Origin of the sequence: Actinomyces sp. HMSC065F12 (assembly GCF_001814535.1) — a bacterium.
In the GTDB taxonomy this organism is placed as follows: domain Bacteria; phylum Actinomycetota; class Actinomycetes; order Actinomycetales; family Actinomycetaceae; genus Pauljensenia; species Pauljensenia radingae_A.
The window spans coordinates 64,323-83,911 of the sequence record NZ_KV816945.1; the positions used below are offsets into that span (position 1 = coordinate 64,323).

The 19,589-nt window shown below is 60.4% G+C and carries 16 protein-coding genes and 1 pseudogene; all 17 read left to right on the forward strand.

All coding sequences use genetic code 11. The annotated features are described in order from the left end of the window. The first annotated feature begins 142 nt into the window (after positions 1–142). The 17 genes and pseudogenes from HMPREF2975_RS01645 to HMPREF2975_RS01725 all read left to right on the forward strand — a co-directional run bounded on the left by HMPREF2975_RS01645 (position 143) and on the right by HMPREF2975_RS01725 (position 19,565). The gene (locus tag HMPREF2975_RS01645; RefSeq protein WP_070725412.1) at positions 143–793 is read left to right on the forward strand and encodes a ubiquinone/menaquinone biosynthesis methyltransferase; all 651 of its coding nucleotides are present in this window, start codon (positions 143–145) and stop codon (positions 791–793) included. A 158-nt stretch (positions 794–951) separates the two neighbouring features. Then, positions 952–2,232 carry a geranylgeranyl reductase family protein gene (locus HMPREF2975_RS01650; RefSeq protein WP_058237198.1) on the forward strand — a complete coding sequence of 427 codons (1,281 nt, stop codon included), beginning with the start codon at positions 952–954 and terminating at the stop codon, positions 2,230–2,232. Between the two features lie 73 nt (positions 2,233–2,305). Further along, positions 2,306–2,665, forward strand: coding sequence for an NADH-quinone oxidoreductase subunit A (locus HMPREF2975_RS01655; protein ID WP_058237197.1), 360 nt, complete (start codon positions 2,306–2,308; stop codon positions 2,663–2,665). Between the two features lie 16 nt (positions 2,666–2,681). Further along, the gene (locus tag HMPREF2975_RS01660) at positions 2,682–3,236 is read left to right on the forward strand and encodes an NADH-quinone oxidoreductase subunit B (protein WP_058237196.1); all 555 of its coding nucleotides are present in this window, start codon (positions 2,682–2,684) and stop codon (positions 3,234–3,236) included. A gap of 53 nt (positions 3,237–3,289) precedes the next feature. After that, a complete protein-coding gene (locus HMPREF2975_RS01665) occupies positions 3,290–3,976 on the forward strand; it encodes an NADH-quinone oxidoreductase subunit C (RefSeq protein WP_070725414.1) in 687 nt (228 codons plus the stop codon). Then, positions 3,976–5,331, forward strand: coding sequence for an NADH-quinone oxidoreductase subunit D (locus HMPREF2975_RS01670; protein ID WP_070725367.1), 1,356 nt, complete (start codon positions 3,976–3,978; stop codon positions 5,329–5,331). The genes HMPREF2975_RS01665 and HMPREF2975_RS01670 overlap by 1 nt, the downstream gene beginning before the upstream one ends. Then, positions 5,328–6,017 carry an NADH-quinone oxidoreductase subunit NuoE gene (nuoE, locus tag HMPREF2975_RS01675; protein ID WP_058237194.1) on the forward strand — a complete coding sequence of 230 codons (690 nt, stop codon included), beginning with the start codon at positions 5,328–5,330 and terminating at the stop codon, positions 6,015–6,017. Before HMPREF2975_RS01670 ends, nuoE begins: the two co-directional genes overlap by 4 nt. Beyond that, complete coding sequence (gene nuoF, locus HMPREF2975_RS01680) at positions 6,014–7,315, forward strand: NADH-quinone oxidoreductase subunit NuoF (protein ID WP_058237193.1); 1,302 nt, start codon at positions 6,014–6,016, stop codon at positions 7,313–7,315. Before nuoE ends, nuoF begins: the two co-directional genes overlap by 4 nt. Continuing rightward, the gene (locus tag HMPREF2975_RS01685) at positions 7,312–9,906 is read left to right on the forward strand and encodes an NADH-quinone oxidoreductase subunit G (RefSeq protein ID WP_070725369.1); all 2,595 of its coding nucleotides are present in this window, start codon (positions 7,312–7,314) and stop codon (positions 9,904–9,906) included. The genes nuoF and HMPREF2975_RS01685 overlap by 4 nt, the downstream gene beginning before the upstream one ends. Next, the gene (nuoH, locus tag HMPREF2975_RS01690; RefSeq protein WP_070725416.1) at positions 9,906–11,246 is read left to right on the forward strand and encodes an NADH-quinone oxidoreductase subunit NuoH; all 1,341 of its coding nucleotides are present in this window, start codon (positions 9,906–9,908) and stop codon (positions 11,244–11,246) included. Before HMPREF2975_RS01685 ends, nuoH begins: the two co-directional genes overlap by 1 nt. Beyond that, positions 11,239–11,931, forward strand: coding sequence for an NADH-quinone oxidoreductase subunit NuoI (gene nuoI / locus HMPREF2975_RS01695; RefSeq protein ID WP_058237191.1), 693 nt, complete (start codon positions 11,239–11,241; stop codon positions 11,929–11,931). The genes nuoH and nuoI overlap by 8 nt, the downstream gene beginning before the upstream one ends. Before the next feature lie 20 nt (positions 11,932–11,951). Further along, positions 11,952–12,845 (forward strand): annotated as a pseudogene (locus tag HMPREF2975_RS01700) (NADH-quinone oxidoreductase subunit J); the annotation flags it as partial. 191 nt (positions 12,846–13,036) lie between these two features. Beyond that, the gene (nuoK, locus tag HMPREF2975_RS01705; protein ID WP_058237190.1) at positions 13,037–13,336 is read left to right on the forward strand and encodes an NADH-quinone oxidoreductase subunit NuoK; all 300 of its coding nucleotides are present in this window, start codon (positions 13,037–13,039) and stop codon (positions 13,334–13,336) included. A gap of 15 nt (positions 13,337–13,351) precedes the next feature. Continuing rightward, a complete protein-coding gene (gene nuoL, locus HMPREF2975_RS01710; protein WP_070725372.1) occupies positions 13,352–15,307 on the forward strand; it encodes an NADH-quinone oxidoreductase subunit L in 1,956 nt (651 codons plus the stop codon). Positions 15,308–15,325: 18 nt separating this feature from the next. After that, entirely contained in the window at positions 15,326–16,969 is a 1,644-nt protein-coding gene (locus HMPREF2975_RS01715; RefSeq protein WP_070725374.1) for a complex I subunit 4 family protein, read from the forward strand. A gap of 5 nt (positions 16,970–16,974) precedes the next feature. Next, positions 16,975–18,543, forward strand: coding sequence for an NADH-quinone oxidoreductase subunit NuoN (gene nuoN, locus HMPREF2975_RS01720; protein WP_058237866.1), 1,569 nt, complete (start codon positions 16,975–16,977; stop codon positions 18,541–18,543). Then, positions 18,540–19,565, forward strand: coding sequence for a polyprenyl synthetase family protein (locus HMPREF2975_RS01725; protein ID WP_227469105.1), 1,026 nt, complete (start codon positions 18,540–18,542; stop codon positions 19,563–19,565). The genes nuoN and HMPREF2975_RS01725 overlap by 4 nt, the downstream gene beginning before the upstream one ends. Positions 19,566–19,589: the final 24 nt, after the last annotated feature.

Here is a 19,589-nt window from a genome sequence, read left to right on the forward strand (position 1 = left end):
CAGACCATGAAAAGATAGAGACATGAATGAAACGGCAGGTCTGAACTACGACGTCTATGACCAGGACGCTGACCTCAATGACGACAGCTCACCGGCGGGCGTGCGCGCGCAACTGGATAAGGATCCCGGCGAAGTTGCGGCAATGTTTAATTCCGTGGCACGTCGATACGACATGATGAATGCACTTGCCAGCGGTGGGATGGATCATGTGTGGCTGCGCGCATTGCGCACTGCAGTCGATGGCGAGCCTGGGGAGGAAATCCTCGACCTTGCTGCCGGAACCGGTGCATCAGCTGCGGCGATCGCTGCCGGTGGCGCACGCGTGACGGCGTGCGACCTGTCAGAAGGAATGATTGCGGTAGGCCGTGAGCGCCACCCGGAGATCTCATTTGTTCAGGGCGATGCCACCAACCTCCAATTCGGAGACGCGACATTCGACGCCGTGACCATGTCGTACGGGCTGCGCAATATCAGCGACCCGGAACGCGCCTTGCGTGAAATGGCACGCGTGACGAAACCGGGCGGGCGACTGGTGATCTGTGAATTCTCCCACCCGACTGACCCGATTTTCTCGCGCCTGTACCGCATCCACCAGATGGTGGTCATGCCGACGCTGGCACGCCTGGTTTCATCTGACGACGTGGCGTACGACTACCTGGTTGAGACGATCCAGAGCTGGCCCGACCAGATCACTGTGGGGAAGATGATCGCGCGGAGCGGATGGGAGAGCGTGGAGTACAGGAATCTGACAGGCGGCATCGTTGCGCTGCATCGTGCCCGACGTGCCCAATGAGACGCGCTTCACGATACCTGAAATAGGTAAAGGCCCCCTTTCTCAAATACATCAAAGAACCAGTCTTTTTTCGCGCCAAAATGACGAAATGCGCCCTTTGGGGCAATCGGAGTAGGGTGCTAGTCGAATGAGGCTTGACAACAAGTAGAGGAGACACTGTGTCTGACGGTGTGGCGAAGCATGATGATGCTGACGTCGTAATCGTCGGTGGCGGGCCGGCAGGTGCATCAACTGCCTACCACCTGGCAAGTGCCGGCATTGATGCCCTCGTACTTGAAAAAGCATCATTCCCGCGGGACAAGATATGCGGCGACGGGCTGACCCCTGCAGCCGTGTACGAACTCATTGTGATGGGCGTCGATACAAGCACGTGGACGCGTAACCGCGGATTGACGGTCATTGGTGGCGGGCATCGCCTGCAACTGGAATGGCCTGACCAAAAATCACTGCCCGGATACGGCATGACACGTCGCCGCACGGAACTCGACCAAGACCTCATTCAGCACGCATGCAATCGTGGTGCGCGCCTGGTCGAAAACTGTACGGTGACAGGACCGTTGACTGACTCAACTGGGCGCATCACTGGCGTGCGCGCGCGCATCGGGCAGGGTAAAGACGCTGAAGATGTCGAGTTCCACGCCAAACTTGTGGTGGATGCAGGCGGCGTGTCGGCGCGACTGGCCACCGCAATGGGACGTGAAAAGAATCCGCGCCGTCCCCTCGGAGTGGCGGCACGCACGTACTTCCGCTCACCTCGCTCAAATGAAGAGTGGATGGAATCCCACCTCGAACTGTATGCAGGACAGCCCGGCAAATCCGAACCGCTGCCCGGTTACGGCTGGATCTTCCCGATGGGTGACGGCACCGTCAACGTCGGCTTGGGATCAGTCTCTTCAGATGCGAAGGCAACCAAACTGCCGTACCACAAAGTGCTGAAGCAATGGGTCGATTCCCTTCCCGACGAGTGGGGTTTCACGCCTGACAATCAGGTTGGCTCCCTGCGCAGCGCAGCGTTGCCGATGAGCTTTAACCGCACACCCCACTACGCGAACTCACTGGTGCTGGTGGGTGATGCTGGCGGAATGGTCTCACCCTTCAACGGCGAGGGAATCGCGCCGGCCCTGAAAGCGGGTCGTCTTGCTGCAATGGCGATGGCTCAGGGTCTTGCCCGCACGACGCTTGCCGGCATGGATAAGGCGATGGAAGAGTACCCTCATGCGATGAAACAGGAATATGGCGGGTACTATTCCATGGGACGAATCTTCGTGCGGCTGATCGAGAACCCGAAAGTGATGCACTTGTGTACACATACGGGGCTTGGAATCCCACGCTTGATGACACTTGTCCATAAACTGTTATCAGATGGTTTTGAACGTAGCGGCGGTCAATGGGACGACCGTCTGATTACTACCCTCACGAAGGTGGTGCCCAAGGTATGAGATCGACTCAGCAATCTCCGTGTTGCAGTTGTGCCATCGGGCTGACCGCCCTCGTCAATAACCGGGAGGAACAATGACCAATCCCTACGTGCCATTGCTGATTATGGCCGCAGCAGCCATCGTGCTGGCGCTGGGCGGCCTGGGTGCATCAGCGATCCTGGGACCCACACGCAAGAACAGCACCAAAGCTGACAACTACGAATGTGGCATTGATCCAGGCCCTCAGCACATTGAGGAAGGCCGTTTCCCGGTGCGCTACTACCTCGTCGCGATGACCTTCATCATCTTCGACATCGAGGTCGTCTTTATGTACCCGTGGGCCGTCAGCTTTAACCAGCTGGGCTTGTTCGGGCTTGTTGTCATGTTGACCTTTATCGCCCTGATCACGGTGCCCTACATTTACGAGTGGCGCCGCGGCGGGCTGGACTACTAGGAGCGAAGGAGGACTCATGGGTATTGAAGAAGCGTTACCTGCAGGCATTGCTCTGACCAGCATGGAAAAACTGCTGGGGCTGGGTCGTAAACACAGCCAGTGGCCTGTCACCATGGGCTTGGCGTGCTGCGCGATTGAAATGATGGCAGCCGGCACCCCTCGCTTTGACATGTCACGATTCGGACTGGAAGTGTTCCGCGCCTCGCCGCGTCACTCCGACCTCATGATCGTCTCGGGTCGTGTCTCCCACAAGATGGCACCGATCATCCGTCGCGTCTACGACTCGATGGCCGACCCCAAGTGGGTCATTTCGATGGGCGCCTGCGCCTCGTCCGGCGGCATGTTCAACAACTACGCCGTCATCCAGGGCTGCGATCACTTCCTGCCTGTGGATGTCTACCTGCCCGGATGCCCACCTCGCCCCGAAGCGCTGATCCACGCCGTCCTCACCCTGCGTGAGCAGATCGGCAAAGAGCCGCTTGGCGTCCACCGTCAGGAAATCGCACGCAAGGCCGAGCAGGCAGCACTTGCTGCTACACCGACCCACCAGATGAAGGGACTCCTGTCGTGAGCGAAACTGAATCAGTGACGCCTACCCCTGATGAGGTGCAGCCGCAGGGGCAGATGCAGGCGCTGGGATCCTTCCAGGCCCCCGACGTGGTGGCCCAACGCACCGGCATGTTCGGCGTTCACGACGCCGGAGACACCACCGGTTTCGGCGGGCTGCAGCAGGCCGCGACGTTCGCCGCCCCCAGCCAGCGGCCGTACGGATCGTGGTTTGACTCGGTCGTGGACATCCTCGAAGAACTGATTACCGAGGATGGCCTTGATGTCAACGACGTCATCGAAAAGGTCGTTGTCGAACACGATCAACTGACGATCTTCATTGCGCGCGAGCACATTCAGCGCGTGGCACGTCACCTGCGTGACGACCAGGACCTGCGCTTTGAACTGTGCATCGGCACCAACGGCGTGCACTACCCGGCCGACAGGGGCCGTGAACTCCACGCCATTTACCCGTTCATGTCGATCACCCATAACAGGATGCTGCGACTGGAAGTCACGTGCCCGGACGCAGATCCGCACATCCCCAGCATCGTCGACATCTACCCCGCGAACGACTGGCAGGAACGCGAGACGTGGGACCTGATGGGCATCATCTTTGATGGCCACCCCTCTTTGACGCGTACTGCGATGCCGGATGACTGGGTAGGACACCCGCAGCGCAAAGATTACCCACTGGGCGGCATTCCCGTGGAATACAAGGGAGCCACCGTTCCACCGGCCGACACACGGAGGTCGTACAACTGATGAACGCACAACGTGTCAATTTCCGGGCAACCCCCGGAACAGCCAACATCGATGTCGACGACATTCCCGAAGTCATGGCGCAGGGCGGTGACTGGGAAGACGTCCTCGCCGAAATCGAAAAGATCACGAACGAACGCATCGTGCTCAACATGGGTCCAGTGCACCCCTCGACGCACGGCGTGCTCCGCCTGGTCCTTGAACTGGACGGCGAACTCGTGCGCGAAACACGCGTTGACACCGGCTACCTGCACACCGGCATCGAAAAGAACATGGAATACCGCACGTGGACACAGGGCGTCACATTCTGCACCCGCATGGACTACGTCGCACCGTTCTTCCAGGAAGTCGGCTACTGCCTGGCGGTGGAAAAACTGCTGGGCATCACCGACCAGATTCCAGAGCGCGCCACGCTGATCCGCGTACTCATGATGGAGCTCAACCGTGCAGCCTCGCACATCGTGGCAATCGGAACCGGCGGCAACGAGCTGGGTGCCACCACGATGATGACCATCGGCTTCCGCGCACGTGAAGAAATCCTGCGAATTTTCGAACGCATCACCGGCCTGCGCATGAACCACGCGTACATCCGACCTGGCGGCGTCGCACAGGACCTGCCGGCAGGAACGGTGGACTTCATCCGTGAAAAGCTGCCGCGCATCCGCAGAGACGTGGGCGAACTGCAGGACCTCACCTTACAGAACCCGATCTTCAAAAAGCGTTTCGTTGGTACCGGCTACATGCCGCTGTCAGCTGTTATGGCGCTCGGTATGACCGGACCGGGCCTGAAAGCGGCCGGCATTCCGTTTGATCTGCGAAAGATGCAACCGTACTGCGGGTACGAAGATTTCGAATTCGACGTTCCCACCTACGATTCATCCGACGCCTACAACCGCACACTCGTTCGCTTCGACGAGATCTACCAGTCACTGCGCATCGTCGTGCAGGTGCTCCGACGCCTCGAGAAGTGCGAGGGCGGTCCGACCATGGTTGATGACCCCTCGATCGCGTGGCCGGCACGGCTGTCGGTTGCAACCGACGGACAGGGCAACTCGCTCGAACATATCCGCGAAATCATGGGCGAGTCGATGGAGTCGCTGATTCACCACTTCAAGCTGGTGACCGAGGGATTCTCTGTTCCCGCCGGTCAGGTATACCAGACCATCGAACATCCGAAGGGCCTGCTCGGGGTCCACGTAGTCTCCGGCGGTGGCACGCGCCCCTACCGCGCGCACTTCCGTGACCCTTCATTCGCCAACCTGCAGTCATTGTCCATCATGACCGAGGGGGGCCAGCTGGCTGACGTGGTTGTCTGCCTGGCAACAATTGACCCTGTTTTGGGAGGTGTTGACCGATGAGCTACGCGCCAGAAGTTGAACAGCGTCTGCGTGAAGAAGCGGCGCTGGTTGTGGACCGGTATCCCACCGGACATTCACGCTCAGCACTGATTCCGCTGCTGCACCTCGTGCAATCCGTTGACGGATACATCACTGCTGACGGCATCGCGCTGTGCGCTGACATCCTCGACCTGACACGTGCGGAAGTATCCGCTGTGGCGACGTTCTATACCCAGTACAAGCGCCATCCCACGGGAGACTACCTGGTGGGCGTGTGCACGAACGCGCTGTGCGCCGTGCTGGGCGGTGACGCAATCTGGGAGGCCGTCTCACAGCATGTGGGAGTTGGCACCGATGAGACCAGTGAATCCGGCAAGATTACGCTGGAACGCCTCGAATGCAACGCCGCGTGTGACTACGCGCCCGTCATGATGGTCAACTGGGAGTTCTTCGATAACCAGACACCGCAGTCAGCGATTCAGCTGATCGACGACATCGAGGCCGATAAGCCGATCCACCCGACGCGTGGTGCCGACACGGTCCACACGTTCAAAGAGGTCGAGCACGTACTTGCCGGTTTTCTTGATGGTCACGAGCATGAGGGCCCTTCAGCGGGCGAGAACTCACTGCTGGGCCTGCGCATCGCAGAGCAGAACAACTGGAATGCTCCGGTGCGGACCGGTTCTGAACAGGAGGAGGACAAGTGAGCTCCTTAAGCGCACCATCAACCCTCACGCCGATCCTGACGCGCGGGTGGGATGCAGAGCGGTCATGGACGCTGCAGTCTTACCTGAGCCGTGGCGGATACGAAGGATTGAAAGCCGCCCGCGCCCTTGAACCGTCTGACATCGTCGAGAAGGTCAAGGCTGCCGGTCTGCGAGGCCGAGGCGGCGCAGGCTTCCCGACCGGACTCAAGTGGTCCTTCCTGCCTCCCGATGACGGCAAGCCGCGGTACCTCGTGGTCAACGCCGACGAATCAGAACCGGGAACCTGCAAGGACATCCCGCTGATCATGGCGAACCCGCACATTCTGGTTGAAGGCATGGCGATCACATGCCGCGCCATTAACTGCCACCACGCTTTCGTCTACCTGCGTGGCGAGGTCGTCCACGTCTACCGCCGCCTCCTGAATGCGATTCGCGAAGCTGAAGAGGCTGGCCTGCTGGAAGACCTGCGCATCATTGCTCACGCAGGTGCCGGTGCCTACATCTGCGGTGAAGAAACCGCACTGCTGGACTCCCTGGAAGGTCGTCGCGGACATCCGCGCCTGAAGCCCCCGTTCCCGGCAGCTGAAGGCCTGTACGCGCGCCCGACTGTTATTAACAATGCCGAATCCATTTCGCAGGTGCCAGGGATTTTCCGCAACGGAGACGACTGGTACGCCTCGATGGGCACGGAAAAATCCAAGGGCCACGGTATTTTCTCCGTCTCAGGCCACGTCAAGAACCCAGGCCAGTTTGAAGCACCATTCGGCATCACGATGCGAGAACTGATCGACATGGCCGGAGGCATCCGCGAAGGCCACACCCTCAAGTTCTGGACACCAGGTGGATCATCCACCCCGCTGTTTACCGAAGCTGAACTTGATGTGTCCCTCGATTACGAATCCGTGGGACAGGCCGGATCGATGCTGGCAACGCGTGCACTGCAGGTGTTCGACGAGACCACATCGGTCGTGCGCGTCATTACCCGCTGGACCGAGTTCTACCAGCACGAATCGTGCGGCAAATGCACGCCGTGCCGTGAAGGAACGTACTGGCTCAAGCAGATCATGCTGCGCCTGGAACAGGGCAAAGGACTTCCCGGAGACGTCGATCTGCTCGAAGAGATCGCCGGGAACATCGCCGGTCGCAGCTTCTGCGCACTCGGTGACGCTGCAGCCACACCAATCAGGTCCGGCATCAGCAAGTTCCGAGAAGAATTCGAAGCCGGTTTGACGACGCCCGCACAGGAGCTGTTCCCGTACGAAGCGTCCGCTAACTTCACTAGAGGAGGTGCCCGATGAGCGACGCGCCAGAAATGGTCGATATTACGATCGATGACATCCAGATGTCCGTTCCCAAGGGAACGCTGGTCATTCGCGCTGCGGAACAGGCTGGAATTCGTATTCCACGATTCTGCGATCACCCACTGCTCGCACCTGCAGCTGCATGCCGCCAGTGCCTTGTCGAAGTCGGAATGCCTGACCGCAAGACCGGCGAGCTGCGCTTCATGCCCAAGCCGCAGCCCTCATGCGCACAGACAGTCAGCCCGGGAATGGTCGTCAAGACCCAGTTCACCTCCGAGATTGCCGACAAAGCACAGCGCGGCGTTATGGAGTTCCTGCTGATCAACCACCCGCTGGACTGCCCTATCTGCGACAAGGGCGGCGAATGTCCCCTGCAGAACCAGGCCATGACAGAAGGACGCGCAAAGTCACGATTCGCTGACGCCAAGCGCACTTTCCCCAAGCCTCTGAAGCTGACCAGCCACATCATGCTGGACCGTGACCGCTGCATCCTGTGCCAGCGCTGCGTGCGTTTCGGTAAGGAGATTGCAGGCGACGCGTTCATCGACCTGCAAGGTCGCGGCGGCGGTACCTCACCGACAGACGACCATTACTTCATGGGCGAACAGATCGGCTCCTTCGACACCCAGGTCATCGGGTTCCACGACGAAGGTGCTCACGACGCGAGAACTGTGCCGCTGTCTGGTCCATACGGCGAGGCTGGCGTCATTGGATCCATCAACGGGGGAGAGCTTCCACCATCAGGATACGACCAGTCGGGACGCGCATTCGCCTCGTACTTCTCCGGCAACGTTATTCAGATCTGCCCGGTCGGCGCGCTCACCGCGTCGTCCTACCGCTTCCGTGCACGCCCCTTCGACCTGGTTTCCACACCGTCGGTGTCAGAACACGACGCATCCGGATCAGCGATCCGTATCGACGTGCGTCGCGGCCAGGTCGTGCGCCGCATGGCCGGCAACGATCCGGACGTGAACGAAGAGTGGATCACCGATAAGGATCGCTTCGCCTTTGAATGGGATCGTGAATCCCGCCTGACCACACCGCTGGTTCGAGAAAACGGTCAGATGGTGCCGACCTCCTGGGCCGACGCGCTGCACCGCGTGGCTGAAGGACTGAAGGTGGCGCGTGACAAGGGAACAGTTGGCATGCTTCCTGGCGGCCGTCTGACCTTCGAGGATGCCTGGGCATGGTCCAAGTTTGCTCGCACTGTTGTGGGGACCGATTCCATCGATGCACGCGTTCGCGAAACCAGCGAGGAAGAACGCCAATTCCTCGCAGCACACGTAGCAGGAACAGGCCTGGGTGTGACGTATGCGGATCTGGAAAAGGCCGGGAGCGTCCTGCTGGTCGCACTCGAGCCCGAAGACGAATGCGGATCCATTTTCCTGCGCTTGCGTAAAGGCGTCCTGAAGGGAACCACTCACGTCACGACCATTGCGCCGATGACGACAAGTGGATCACTCAAGCTCAACGCACAGGTGGTGCACGCCGCACCCGGAACTGAAACCGAAGTTCTCGCGTCGCTCACCAGCGGAGCAGCGGCCGAAGGCACCGCCCTCGTCGAGTCTCTGTCCGACGGCGGGATCATCCTGGTCGGAGAACGCGCAGCGCGCACCCCCGGGCTGCTGACTGCAACCGCCAAGCTCGCTCAGGCAACTGGAGCTCGACTCCAGTGGGTTCCACGCCGAAGCGGTGACCGCGCAGCGGTTGAAGCCGGACTTCTTCCCGGCCTGCTGCCATTTGGTCGCTCACTTGCCGATGCCGGTGCCCGCGAAAGCATGGGCTGGGATACGGCAGGCATGCCGACCACAACCGGCATGGACATTCAGGACATTCTGGACGGTGTGCGCACCGGCTCTGTCAGCGCCCTGATCGTGGGAGGTGTTGACCTGCGTGACCTGCCCGATCCGAAAGCGGCACGCAATGCGCTCGACGCAGTGGACTTCCTCGTGTCGATGGAAGTGCGCGCGTCCGATGTCACTGAGCTTGCTGACGTGGTGCTGCCCGTTGCCCCGCCACTGGAAAAGAACGGTACCTTCATCAACTGGGAAGGCCGACTGCGCCCCTTCGGCCAGGCGATCTCGTCACGCTCGCTGACTGATCGCGATGTGCTCGTGCGACTGGCGCGCGAATTTGATGTCGATCTGGGTGGAGCCACGCTGAAGGATCTGTATGACGAGGTCAACCCCGTGATGGACTGGTCCGGTGAACGCTGCGTCATGGATGTGGCTACCACAACCGCCCCGCCTGTCGAATCGGTGAGCGAGGGACAGGCTGTTCTGGCCACTCACAAACCGATGCTCGACGCCGGACGCCTTCAGGACGGCGCACCGCAGCTGGCTGGAACAGCGCGCCGCCCCGTTGCCTTCATCTCGCAGGCAACGCTGTCGGCTTTGGGAATGTCGCAAGGCGACGCCCTGACTGTTAGCTCCGAACGCGGATCGCTCACGCTGCCGGTGGAGGTCACCGATCTGCCCGATCGTGTGGTCTGGCTGCCTGAGTGCTCCCAAGGATCACTTGTACATGAGTCACTGGGAACAGCCGGTTCCGTTGTGACGCTCTCACACGCAGTGGAGGTGACCCGATGATGACAACGCTTCCGCTGGCGATTCCCGACTACACAGTGGCGGACTTCTCCCAGGAAACGTGGTGGCTGACCCTCATCAAAGCGGTCTTCATCATCTTGTTCCTGATTTTCAACGTGTTGCTCGCCCTGTGGGTGGAACGACGCGGACTGGGACGCATGCAGACCAGGCCCGGCCCGAACGTTGCCGGCCCGTTCGGCCTGTTCCAGGCTTTCGCTGACGCGTTGAAACTGCTGTTCAAAGAGGACATGTGGACCAGGCGCTCCGATAAGTTCCTCTACTTCATGGCCCCGGCCATCGCAGCGTTCTGCGCATTCAGCGTGTTCGCAGTGATCCCGCTTGGCCCGAACATCAACATGTTCGGCCACTCAACGCCACTGCAGCTGGCCGACATGCCGGTTGCTGCGCTGTATATCCTGGCGATCACCTCGCTGGGCCTGTACGGCATCGTCCTCGGTGGCTGGTCGACGCGTTCAACGCTGCCGCTGTACGGCGCCGTGCGTTCATCCGCGCAGGTGATCTCCTATGAACTGTCGATGGGCCTGGCCCTGGTCTCCGTGTTCATCATGTCGGGATCAATGTCCACCTCCCAGATCGTTGCCGCACAGACTCCGTTCTGGTGGGCAGTGACGCTGGCACCCGCCTTCGTTATCTACTGCATCTCGGCAGTCGGCGAGGTCAACCGCCTGCCTTTTGACCTGCCCGAAGCTGAAGGCGAACTTGTCGCCGGACACATGACGGAGTACTCCTCCATGAAATTCGGCTGGTACTACCTGTCCGAATACGTCAACATGCTGAACGTGTCAGCCGTGGCAACCACCATGTTCTTTGGCGGATGGCACGCACCGTGGCCGTTGTCGCACGTGCCCGTCATCAACGACGGATGGTTCGGAATCGTGTGGTTCTTCCTGAAGATGTGGTTCTTCATGTTCCTGATGATCTGGACGCGAGGCACTCTGCTGCGTATCCGATACGACCAGTTCATGCAGTTTGGCTGGAAGCGTCTCATCCCGGTTGCCCTGGCATGGGTCGTTGCCGTAGCAGTGCTGCGTGGAGTGACCGCCTGGGTTGACACCTCGATGCCGGTGATCCTCGGCGTGATCCTCGCGATCTTCGTCATCGCCCTTGCAGTCATGTGGTTCCTGGATTCCGGTGAGGGCGAAACCACCGGCGAGGGAGACGACGTGACCGAAACGTTCGATCCGTTAGCCGACGGATTCCCTGTCCCGCCCAAGCCCGGCCAGCAGCTGCCGCCGTCACCGCGAGCCGGCAGAGCCCAGCCAGTTGGGGTTGCAGCCAACACGACTGTCGCGACTGATGCTCAGGAGGAAACCGATGAGTAAGTCAGACAAGCATCTTCCGCCACTGGGACCCGATGAGGAGCTGCTCTACGAGCACGATCATCGCGGCCCGGTCAGTGAGTTCTTTGCCCCCGTGGCAGGGTATGGCGTGACGATCACGTCATTCTTCCGCCCCACTGTCACCGAACAGTACCCCTTCGAGGGGCCGTTCGTGCAGCCGCGTTTCCACGGGCGTCACCAGCTCAACCGTTACGCCGACGGCCTGGAAAAGTGCATCGGCTGCGAGCTGTGCGCGTGGGCCTGCCCGGCCGACGCCATCCTCGTCGAAGCCCACTCAAACACGCCTGACGCACAGTACTCGCCAGGGGAACGTTACGGCGCGGTCTACCAGATCAACTACCTGCGTTGCATCTTCTGCGGATTTTGCATCGAAGCGTGCCCCACGCGTGCGCTCACCATGGGACACAACTTCGAACTGTCGGAGTACCGCCGCGAAGCGGAAATCTACGAAAAGCACCAGCTCCTTGTTCCCCTTGCCGACGGCATGCTGGCACCACCGCACCCGATGGTCGAAGGCATGTCCGACGACGACTACTACAAGGGTGAGGTGACTGGACCGACGCAACGCCAGATCGACTGGGTACGCGAGCGTCGACCCGAAGATTCTTCACTGCAGTCCGCTCAGCAGGCGGTTGCACAACCAGTTGAACAGGAGGCTGCGCGGTGACAGAAACAGCATGGCCACTGATGGGCAGCACAGGCGAGGCGATCCTTTTCAGTTGCGTCGCCGTCGTCATGGTGCTGGGCGCCCTCGGTGTGCTCTTCTTCAAGAAAGCTGCGTACTCCGCGATCTGTATGGTCGCGGTGATGATTGGACTGGCAGTATTGTTCATCGCTCTGGGAGCACCGTTCTTGGGTGCTGTCCAAGTCGTCGTCTACACCGGCGCCATCATGATGCTGTTCTTGTTCGTCATCATGATGATCGGCCTGGGAGCCACCGACGGATACCAATTCCAGTCACGCGGTGCAATCACTGCCGCATGCATCGGCGGGCTCGGCATGATCGCCATTTTTGCCGGTATCGGCGCGAAAACAGTGTTGTCCGCGAGCAAAGCCTCGAGCGTTGACCCGTACTCCAATGAGCCGGTCACCTCGCTGGCATCCTCACTGTTCGCAGACCACTGGATGTCAATGGAACTAGCGGGCACTCTGCTCATCACTGCCGCGATCGGCGCGATGCTGCTGACTCACACGGACCGCCTGGGACCCTCGTTCAACCAGCGCACTACGGCTGAAGCCAAGATGAAGGCCTTCAAGGAAAGCGGCCGTCACATTGGACAGCTTCCGGCGCCTGGCGTGTTCGCTCATTCGAACGCAACGGACGTTCCGGCAATCGGCGGCGACACACTCGCCCCGGTGGAAGATTCCGTGCCGCGTGTCTTCCGCGTGCGAGGATTGGGCCGTTCACTGAACCAGGTTGCCCCTGACATTGCAGAGTCTTTGCAGCTGACGCGCGCCGGGTTGCTGGACGATTCACCATTCAAGGCAGGAAAAAACGTGTCGGTTCCTCGATCCGGAGCCTGGGGCATGCCGGGGCCTTCCGCGCCCACCGGCCTCAACCAGCCTGAAGCGTCCGCGGCTGACCGCAACGCGCAGGCCGAGACCTCGGCCAACGAAGCTGATCCGAAGGGCATGGGCGAGGTGCAGACCGCACCGGATGCCGGACAAGCCAATACTGATCATGTACAGGGACCGGGCGCGAACGCCGGCCCTACGCAGGGCGGAAGCAATAACAATGCTCAGCCGCACACACCTGGTGAAGGAGCTGCCAAATGAGTATGGCATGGTACCTGATCCTCGCGGGCGTGATCTTCTCCATCGGAGCGGTCGTAGTCCTCGTGAGGCGTTCCGCGGTGATCTCACTGATGGGTGTGGAGCTCATGCTGAACTCCGCGAACCTCGCCCTCGTGACCTTCGCACGTATCCACGCAGATGTTGCCGGACAGATCATGGCGTTCTTTGTCATGGTTGTCGCCGCAGCTGAAGTGGTCGTCGGACTGGCCATCATCGTATCCATCTTCCGTGCACGCGCGACAACCGGCGTGGACGACAACAACCTGCTAAAGAACTAAGGGAGGACCATTTCAATGACCACTACCCTCCCCGCTTTGACGGCCGCAACAGGGCCGGCAGCACTTGCGTGGCTTATGGTCGCGATCCCACTGGCGTCCGCAATCCTGTTGCTCGTCCTTGGGCGGCGCGCAGACAAATGGGGCCACATCCTCGGTGTGATCGCCGCGTGGGCGTCATTCGTTGTCGGCGTCGCTATCCTGGTGCAGATGCTTGGACTTCCAGCAGGTGAGCGACGACTGTCCATCGATCTGTTCTCGTGGATTCCGGCCGGCGACCTGTCCATCAACTTTGGAACCCTGATCGACCCGCTGTCGATGACCTTCGTGATGCTCGTGACCTTCGTGGGCTCGCTCATCCACGTATACGCCATCGCCTACATGGAACACGACCGGGATCGCCGCCGCTTCTTTGCCTACTTGAACTTCTTCATCGCCTCCATGCTGACACTGGTCATCGCGAATTCTTACGCAGTGCTCTTCATGGGATGGGAAGGCGTAGGCCTTGCCTCATACCTGCTGATCGGCTTCTGGAACCAGGTGCCCGACAATGCGACCGCCGCGAAGAAGGCGTTTGTCATGAACCGTGTCGGTGACATGGGCATGCTGATCGCCATGATGGGGATGGTTGCCTATGTCGGCTCCGTCTCCATGAATGACGTCAGCACTGCAGCTGCGGGACTGTCCACTGCACAGGCGACACTCATCGGTATCTTCCTGCTGGTCGCTGCCTGTGGTAAGTCCGCGCAGTTCCCACTGCAGGCATGGCTCGGTGACGCAATGGCCGGCCCGACGCCGGTGTCCGCGCTGATCCACGCGGCCACGATGGTGACCGCAGGTGTGTACCTGATTGTCCGCTCCGGCGCGATCTTCCTGGCAGCCCCTGCCGCATCACTGACAGTGGCGATCATCGGTGCGATCACGTTGCTGTTCGGCGCGATCGTCGGTTCGGCCAAGGACGACATGAAGAAGGTGCTGGCAGCATCAACGATGTCGCAGATCGGCTACATGCTTCTGGGTGCGGGCCTTGGCCCCATCGGCTGGGCGTTCGCCATCTTCCACCTGTTCACGCACGGTTTCTTCAAGGCATTGATGTTCTTGGGAGCAGGCTCCGTCATGCACGGCATGAACGATCAGGTCAACATGCGTCGCTTCGGTGCCCTGCGCACCGCGATGAAAGTCACCTGGATTACGTTCGCATGCGGCTGGCTCGCCATCCTCGGCGTGCCGCCATTCTCCGGATTCTTCTCAAAGGACAAGCTCATCGAGGCGGCATTTGCAGCGTCCTCGTTCTCCGGAATGTCAACACCCTGGGCTCCGTGGGTATTCGGCCTGGTCACCATGTTCGGTGCCGGAATCACCGCGTTCTACATGTCGCGCCTGTTCTTCATGATCTTCCACGGAGAAGCACGCTGGACAGATTCGACACCCGAGCAGGAAGTCCACCCGCACGAGTCGTCCCCTCTGATGACCATCCCGATGATCATTCTGGCGGTTTGCTCGGTACTCATCGGTGGACTGCTCAGCATCGGCGGAGCATTCACCTCATGGCTGGTTCCCGCAGTGGGGGAGACCCCTCACGTTGAGCCGGTCCTGCCGGTGTGGCTGATCCAGGTCGCCACCCTGCTGCTTGTCGTGATCGGCGTCGCCGTTGCGTGGTTCATGTACGTGAAGAAGCCGGTCCCGATTGGCGTCCCGGCAGGCAACGCGCTCACGCAGGCTGCACGCCAGGATCTGTACCAGGACCACATCAACGAGAAACTCTTCATGATGCCCGGACAGGCGTTGGTCACCGTGGCAACAGAGGGCGATCGAAAGGTGGTCGACGGTGCAGTGGGCGGCTTGAGCTGGCTCACCGTTGGTGCGGGTCGCCTCGTCGCCATCACACAGAACGGTTTGGTGCGAACCTATGCGTCTTACATCCTTGGCGGCGTTCTTGTCGTCTTGGCAATCGTCCTCGGCTTCAGGCTGTGAGGGTGAGGAGGAGAATCAATGACTACTACTGATCTCATCCAGTCCAGTTCAATCCCGTGGCTGACGATCATGGTTGCCTGGCCGCTCGTGGCCGGCGCACTGGTCGGCCTCATCCCGGGGTTGCGTGCGCGCGGACGCCTTGTGGCGTTGGGCGCCTCGCTCATCGAATTGGTGCTCGGTATCATCGTTGCCACGCAATTCGACTGGACCACACCTGCCACACACCAGCTCGGTGAATCATATTCGTGGATCCCGCAGATGGGCGTGTCATGGGCGCTCGGCGTAAATGCCCTCGGCCTTGTGATGATCTTGCTGGCCGTCGCACTGGTGCCGCTCGTTCTGCTTGCTGCGCCTGCTCGCCTCGCCGGTTCCACGCACGAGGGCGACGCGCGCGACGCTGACGCTGACGAACGTGAGTCGCGTGAGGGCGCCTATAGCGCGCTGATCCTCGTCCTTGAAATGTTCATGGTCGTGATCTTCGCAGCCTTCGACGTAATCGTCTTCTACATCGCATTTGAAGCGATGCTGGTGCCGCTGTTCTTTATGATCGGCACCTACGGAGTGGGCGAGGCCGTGGCACGCCGCAAGGCTGCCATCAAGTTCCTGCTGTACTCGCTTGCCGGTGGCCTGGCCATGTTGGGCGGTCTGGTGGCACTGTGGGCAGTTGTCCCGCAAAAGTCCGAGACGTTCTTCCGCCTGGACACTCTCTCTCAATTCACCCCGATGCTGCCGTCCTCGTGGGCAATGGGGATCTTCTGGGCCTTCATGGTCGCCTTCATCATCAAGGCGCCGATGGTTCCGGTCCACACATGGCTGCCTGACACGGCGGCAGTTGCCCGCCCAGGTACATCCGTCCTGCTGGTCGGCGTGCTCGACAAGATCGGCACATTCGGAATGATCACGCTGTGCGTGAGCCTTTTCCCGCAGGCAGCGGCCAAGTGCGCCGTCGCCATGTGCGTTGCCGCCATCGTCTCAATCCTGTGGGGCGGTCTGGCCGCCATCGGACAAAACGACATTATGCGACTGGTGTCCTACACCTCGGTGTCACACTTCGGCTTCATGGTGCTGGGCATCTTCATCGGCTCGCAGCTGGCGTTGACCGGCGCGATGATCTACATGGTCGCTCACGGTGTCTCGATCGCCGCCATGTTCCTGATCTCCGGCTTCCTGACCCGCCGAGGCGGGACACGCGAGATTCCTGCATACCGCGGAATGCAGCGTGTGACTCCGGTGATCGCCGGCACGTGGTTGGTGTCCGGTTTGGCTTCAATCGCCCTGCCTGGCTTGTCAGGGTTCGTCCCTGAATACATGGTGCTGATGGGGTCCTTCTCCGTGTCAGTTCCGATCGCGCTGTTCGCTGTGCTGGGTGTCATCATCGCCGCCCTGTACGTGCTGCTGCCGTATCAGAAGGTCTTCACCGGCCCGCCAAACGAACCAATGCGCCACCTCACTGACATGAATGGTCGCGAAAAGGCCGTCGTGACGCCGCTGATCATCGCGATGGCTGTCATCGGCTTGTGGTCTGCTCCGATTGTCGGAGCACTGACCCCGGTATCAGACCAGGTCTTGAACGCAGGAAGCGCGGCGAGTGCGCCAGCGCAGACAGATGGGCAAACCTCTGACGCACCTGCCGATACGTCAACTGAAGGGAGCTCCAAGTGATTCCCATGAACGTCGCTACAACTACGGCCAGTGTTCCGTGGGCGAGCCTGACACCAGTGCTGATTGTGCTCGGTGGAGCAGTACTGGCAGTCCTGGTTGAATCATTTGCCCCCGCACGCCTTCGTCGCCCGCTGGGAATTGGGGTCTCCCTCGTCGTGACCGCTGCAGCTATCGTCGTGCTCTCATGGCGCTGGGTTGTCGTAGCTGACACGCCGCAGGGTTTCGATGAATACATTGAGGACCCGCTGACAGTGGGTGCGCAACTGATTCTTGCGGTCATCACCTTCCTGGCGTTGCTCGTCATCGCGGATCGTACGCAGATTCGTGATGGAGCCTTCGCTGGACAGCCCTCGGACCGTCCCGGTTCCGTCGATGAGGAGCTCACAGAAAAGAAGCGCTACCAACGTTCGGAAATGTTTGCCCTTGTCCTGTTCTCGCTGGGTGGCATGATGGTGTTCCCTGCAGCGGACTCAATGATCATGCTGTTCGTGGCACTCGAGGTGATGTCGCTACCGCTGTACATCCTGTGTGCGACAGCGCGCCGTCGCCGCCAACTGTCACAGGAAGCCGCGCTGAAGTACTTCATCCTCGGCGCATTCGCCTCGGCCTTCTTCCTGATGGGCATGGCACTGCTGTACGGGTACTCAGGTGGACTGAAGTTCTCCGGAGTGTACAAGGTCATGACCCAGAGCACGGGCGAGATGGACTGGCTGTTGCTGGCCGGCATCGTCATGGTGCTGGTGGGCCTGCTCTTCAAGGTTGGTGCTGCCCCGTTCCACGCATGGACGCCTGACGTTTACACCGGCGCACCCAGCCCGATCACCGGTTTCATGGCAGCTGCAGTGAAAATGGCTGCCTTTGCCGCGATCCTGCGTTTCTACCAGGTCCTCGCCGGACACTTCACATGGGATCTGCTGATCCCGATGAGTATTATCGCTGTCCTGACGATGGTGGTTGGCACCGTCGCAGGTCTGGTCCAAACAGACATCAAACGCATGCTGGCGTACTCGTCAATCGCGCATGCGGGCTTCATCCTGCTGGCGGTCTTGTCCCTGGTCAAGGGATCGGCAGGCCACGTCCTGTTCTACGTCCTGGCATACGCACTGGCCACCATCGGCTCCTTCGCTGCGGTTACGCTGGTTCGCTCCGGCACCCGCTCTGGTGATTCGCTGGAGGTAGGTGGAGAGGCAACGGCTTTGGATCGCTGGGCCGGACTGGGCAAACGCAGCCCGCTGCTGGCAGGCAGCGTCCTGGTGTTCCTGATGTCATTCGCCGGCATTCCATTGACCAGCGGCTTCATTGGAAAGTTCGTTGTATTTTCAGATGCCTTCGCTGGCCAACTCGGATGGTTGGTTGCGATCGGCCTGCTGTGCTCCGTGGCAACAGCGTTCTACTACTTCCGTGTTGTTCGCCTGATGTTCTTCACTGAACCAAGTGAGAACACCGTGGTCATTAAGAGCGAAGGCCTCACTGCGATCGCTATTGCTGTGTGTGCGCTTGGGACGATCCTGCTGGGCATCGTTCCTGGGCCCGTCTTGTCAATGCTCTCAAATGTCGCTATCTTCTTGCCGTGACAGCTGTGAATTCTTATTCCGTACTTGACCTTGACGTCCCTTCTCTCGAAGCGCGTATCACTCCTGCGCTGGAAAGCGTGGAGGAGCTGCTGAACGACGCAGTTCGAGGCGGGCGTGACCTGGTCGAAGAACTCACACGCCATCTGAGCGTGGCGGGAGGCAAACGGATCCGCCCGGCTTTGACGCTTGTGTGTGCGCAGCTCGGTGACCCCGAGCGCGCAACGAGCGAGCGTGTCATCAGCGCAGCAACCGCAATGGAGCTGACGCACCTGGCATCGCTCTATCACGACGACGTCATGGACAGCGCACCCACTCGGCGCGGGGTTACCTCCGCACAGCACATGTGGGGTAACAACCGCGCCATCCTCGCTGGCGATGTGCTCTTTGCCAGGGCATCACGCCTGATAGCTTCCCTGGGACCTGAATCGGTGGCGCATCACTCAGACACCTTTGAGCGTCTGTGCATGGGGCAGCTCAACGAAACCTTCGGACCACCCGAAGACGCCGACCCGGTCGAGTTCTATCTGCAGGTTTTGGCAGACAAGACAGGATCGCTCCTTTCAGCATCAGCTTTCTTTGGAGCCTTCCACGGCGGAGCCGGCAGAGAGGTCGCTGACCTTGTTGCCACCTACGGTGAGAAGGTCGGCGTCGCTTTCCAGATCGCTGATGATGTTCTGGATCTTGCCTCCACAGGTGAGACCTCAGGGAAGACCCCGGGAACTGACCTGCGTGAAGGCGTGGATACACTGCCCGTCTTGCTGTTGCGCCGCCACGTGGCACACAACGGTGACGATGCGGCAGGTCAGGAAATCCTGGACGCAATCGACGGGGATCTGAGTTCCGATGGCGTCCTGGCTGACGTTGTTGACAAGCTGCGCCATCACCAAGTGCTGCAGGAGACTCGCGACCTAGCTGAAAAGTGGTGCGACGATGCAGTGGCAGTGCTGGACGCCCTCGACGATTCTGAACCCAAACAGGCGCTGACTGCTTTCGCTCATCTTATGGTCAACCGCTTGTCCTGATCGTGCGTGGGCGGCGCCATAGTG

What these genes read in the sequence shown, in the direction of transcription:
- HMPREF2975_RS01645 (WP_070725412.1), top strand. Translation starts at nt 143, where the DNA reads ATGTTTAATTCCGTGGCACGTCGATACGACATGATGAATGCACTTGCC.
- HMPREF2975_RS01655 (WP_058237197.1), top strand. Translation starts at nt 2,306, where the DNA reads ATGACCAATCCCTACGTGCCATTGCTGATTATGGCCGCAGCAGCCATC.
- HMPREF2975_RS01660 (WP_058237196.1), top strand. Translation starts at nt 2,682, where the DNA reads ATGGGTATTGAAGAAGCGTTACCTGCAGGCATTGCTCTGACCAGCATG.
- HMPREF2975_RS01665 (WP_070725414.1), top strand. Translation starts at nt 3,290, where the DNA reads ATGCAGGCGCTGGGATCCTTCCAGGCCCCCGACGTGGTGGCCCAACGC.
- HMPREF2975_RS01670 (WP_070725367.1), top strand. Translation starts at nt 3,976, where the DNA reads ATGAACGCACAACGTGTCAATTTCCGGGCAACCCCCGGAACAGCCAAC.
- nuoE (WP_058237194.1), top strand. Translation starts at nt 5,328, where the DNA reads ATGAGCTACGCGCCAGAAGTTGAACAGCGTCTGCGTGAAGAAGCGGCG.
- HMPREF2975_RS01685 (WP_070725369.1), top strand. Translation starts at nt 7,312, where the DNA reads ATGAGCGACGCGCCAGAAATGGTCGATATTACGATCGATGACATCCAG.
- nuoH (WP_070725416.1), top strand. Translation starts at nt 9,906, where the DNA reads ATGACAACGCTTCCGCTGGCGATTCCCGACTACACAGTGGCGGACTTC.
- nuoI (WP_058237191.1), top strand. Translation starts at nt 11,239, where the DNA reads ATGAGTAAGTCAGACAAGCATCTTCCGCCACTGGGACCCGATGAGGAG.
- nuoK (WP_058237190.1), top strand. Translation starts at nt 13,037, where the DNA reads ATGAGTATGGCATGGTACCTGATCCTCGCGGGCGTGATCTTCTCCATC.
- nuoL (WP_070725372.1), top strand. Translation starts at nt 13,352, where the DNA reads ATGACCACTACCCTCCCCGCTTTGACGGCCGCAACAGGGCCGGCAGCA.
- HMPREF2975_RS01715 (WP_070725374.1), top strand. Translation starts at nt 15,326, where the DNA reads ATGACTACTACTGATCTCATCCAGTCCAGTTCAATCCCGTGGCTGACG.
- nuoN (WP_058237866.1), top strand. Translation starts at nt 16,975, where the DNA reads ATGAACGTCGCTACAACTACGGCCAGTGTTCCGTGGGCGAGCCTGACA.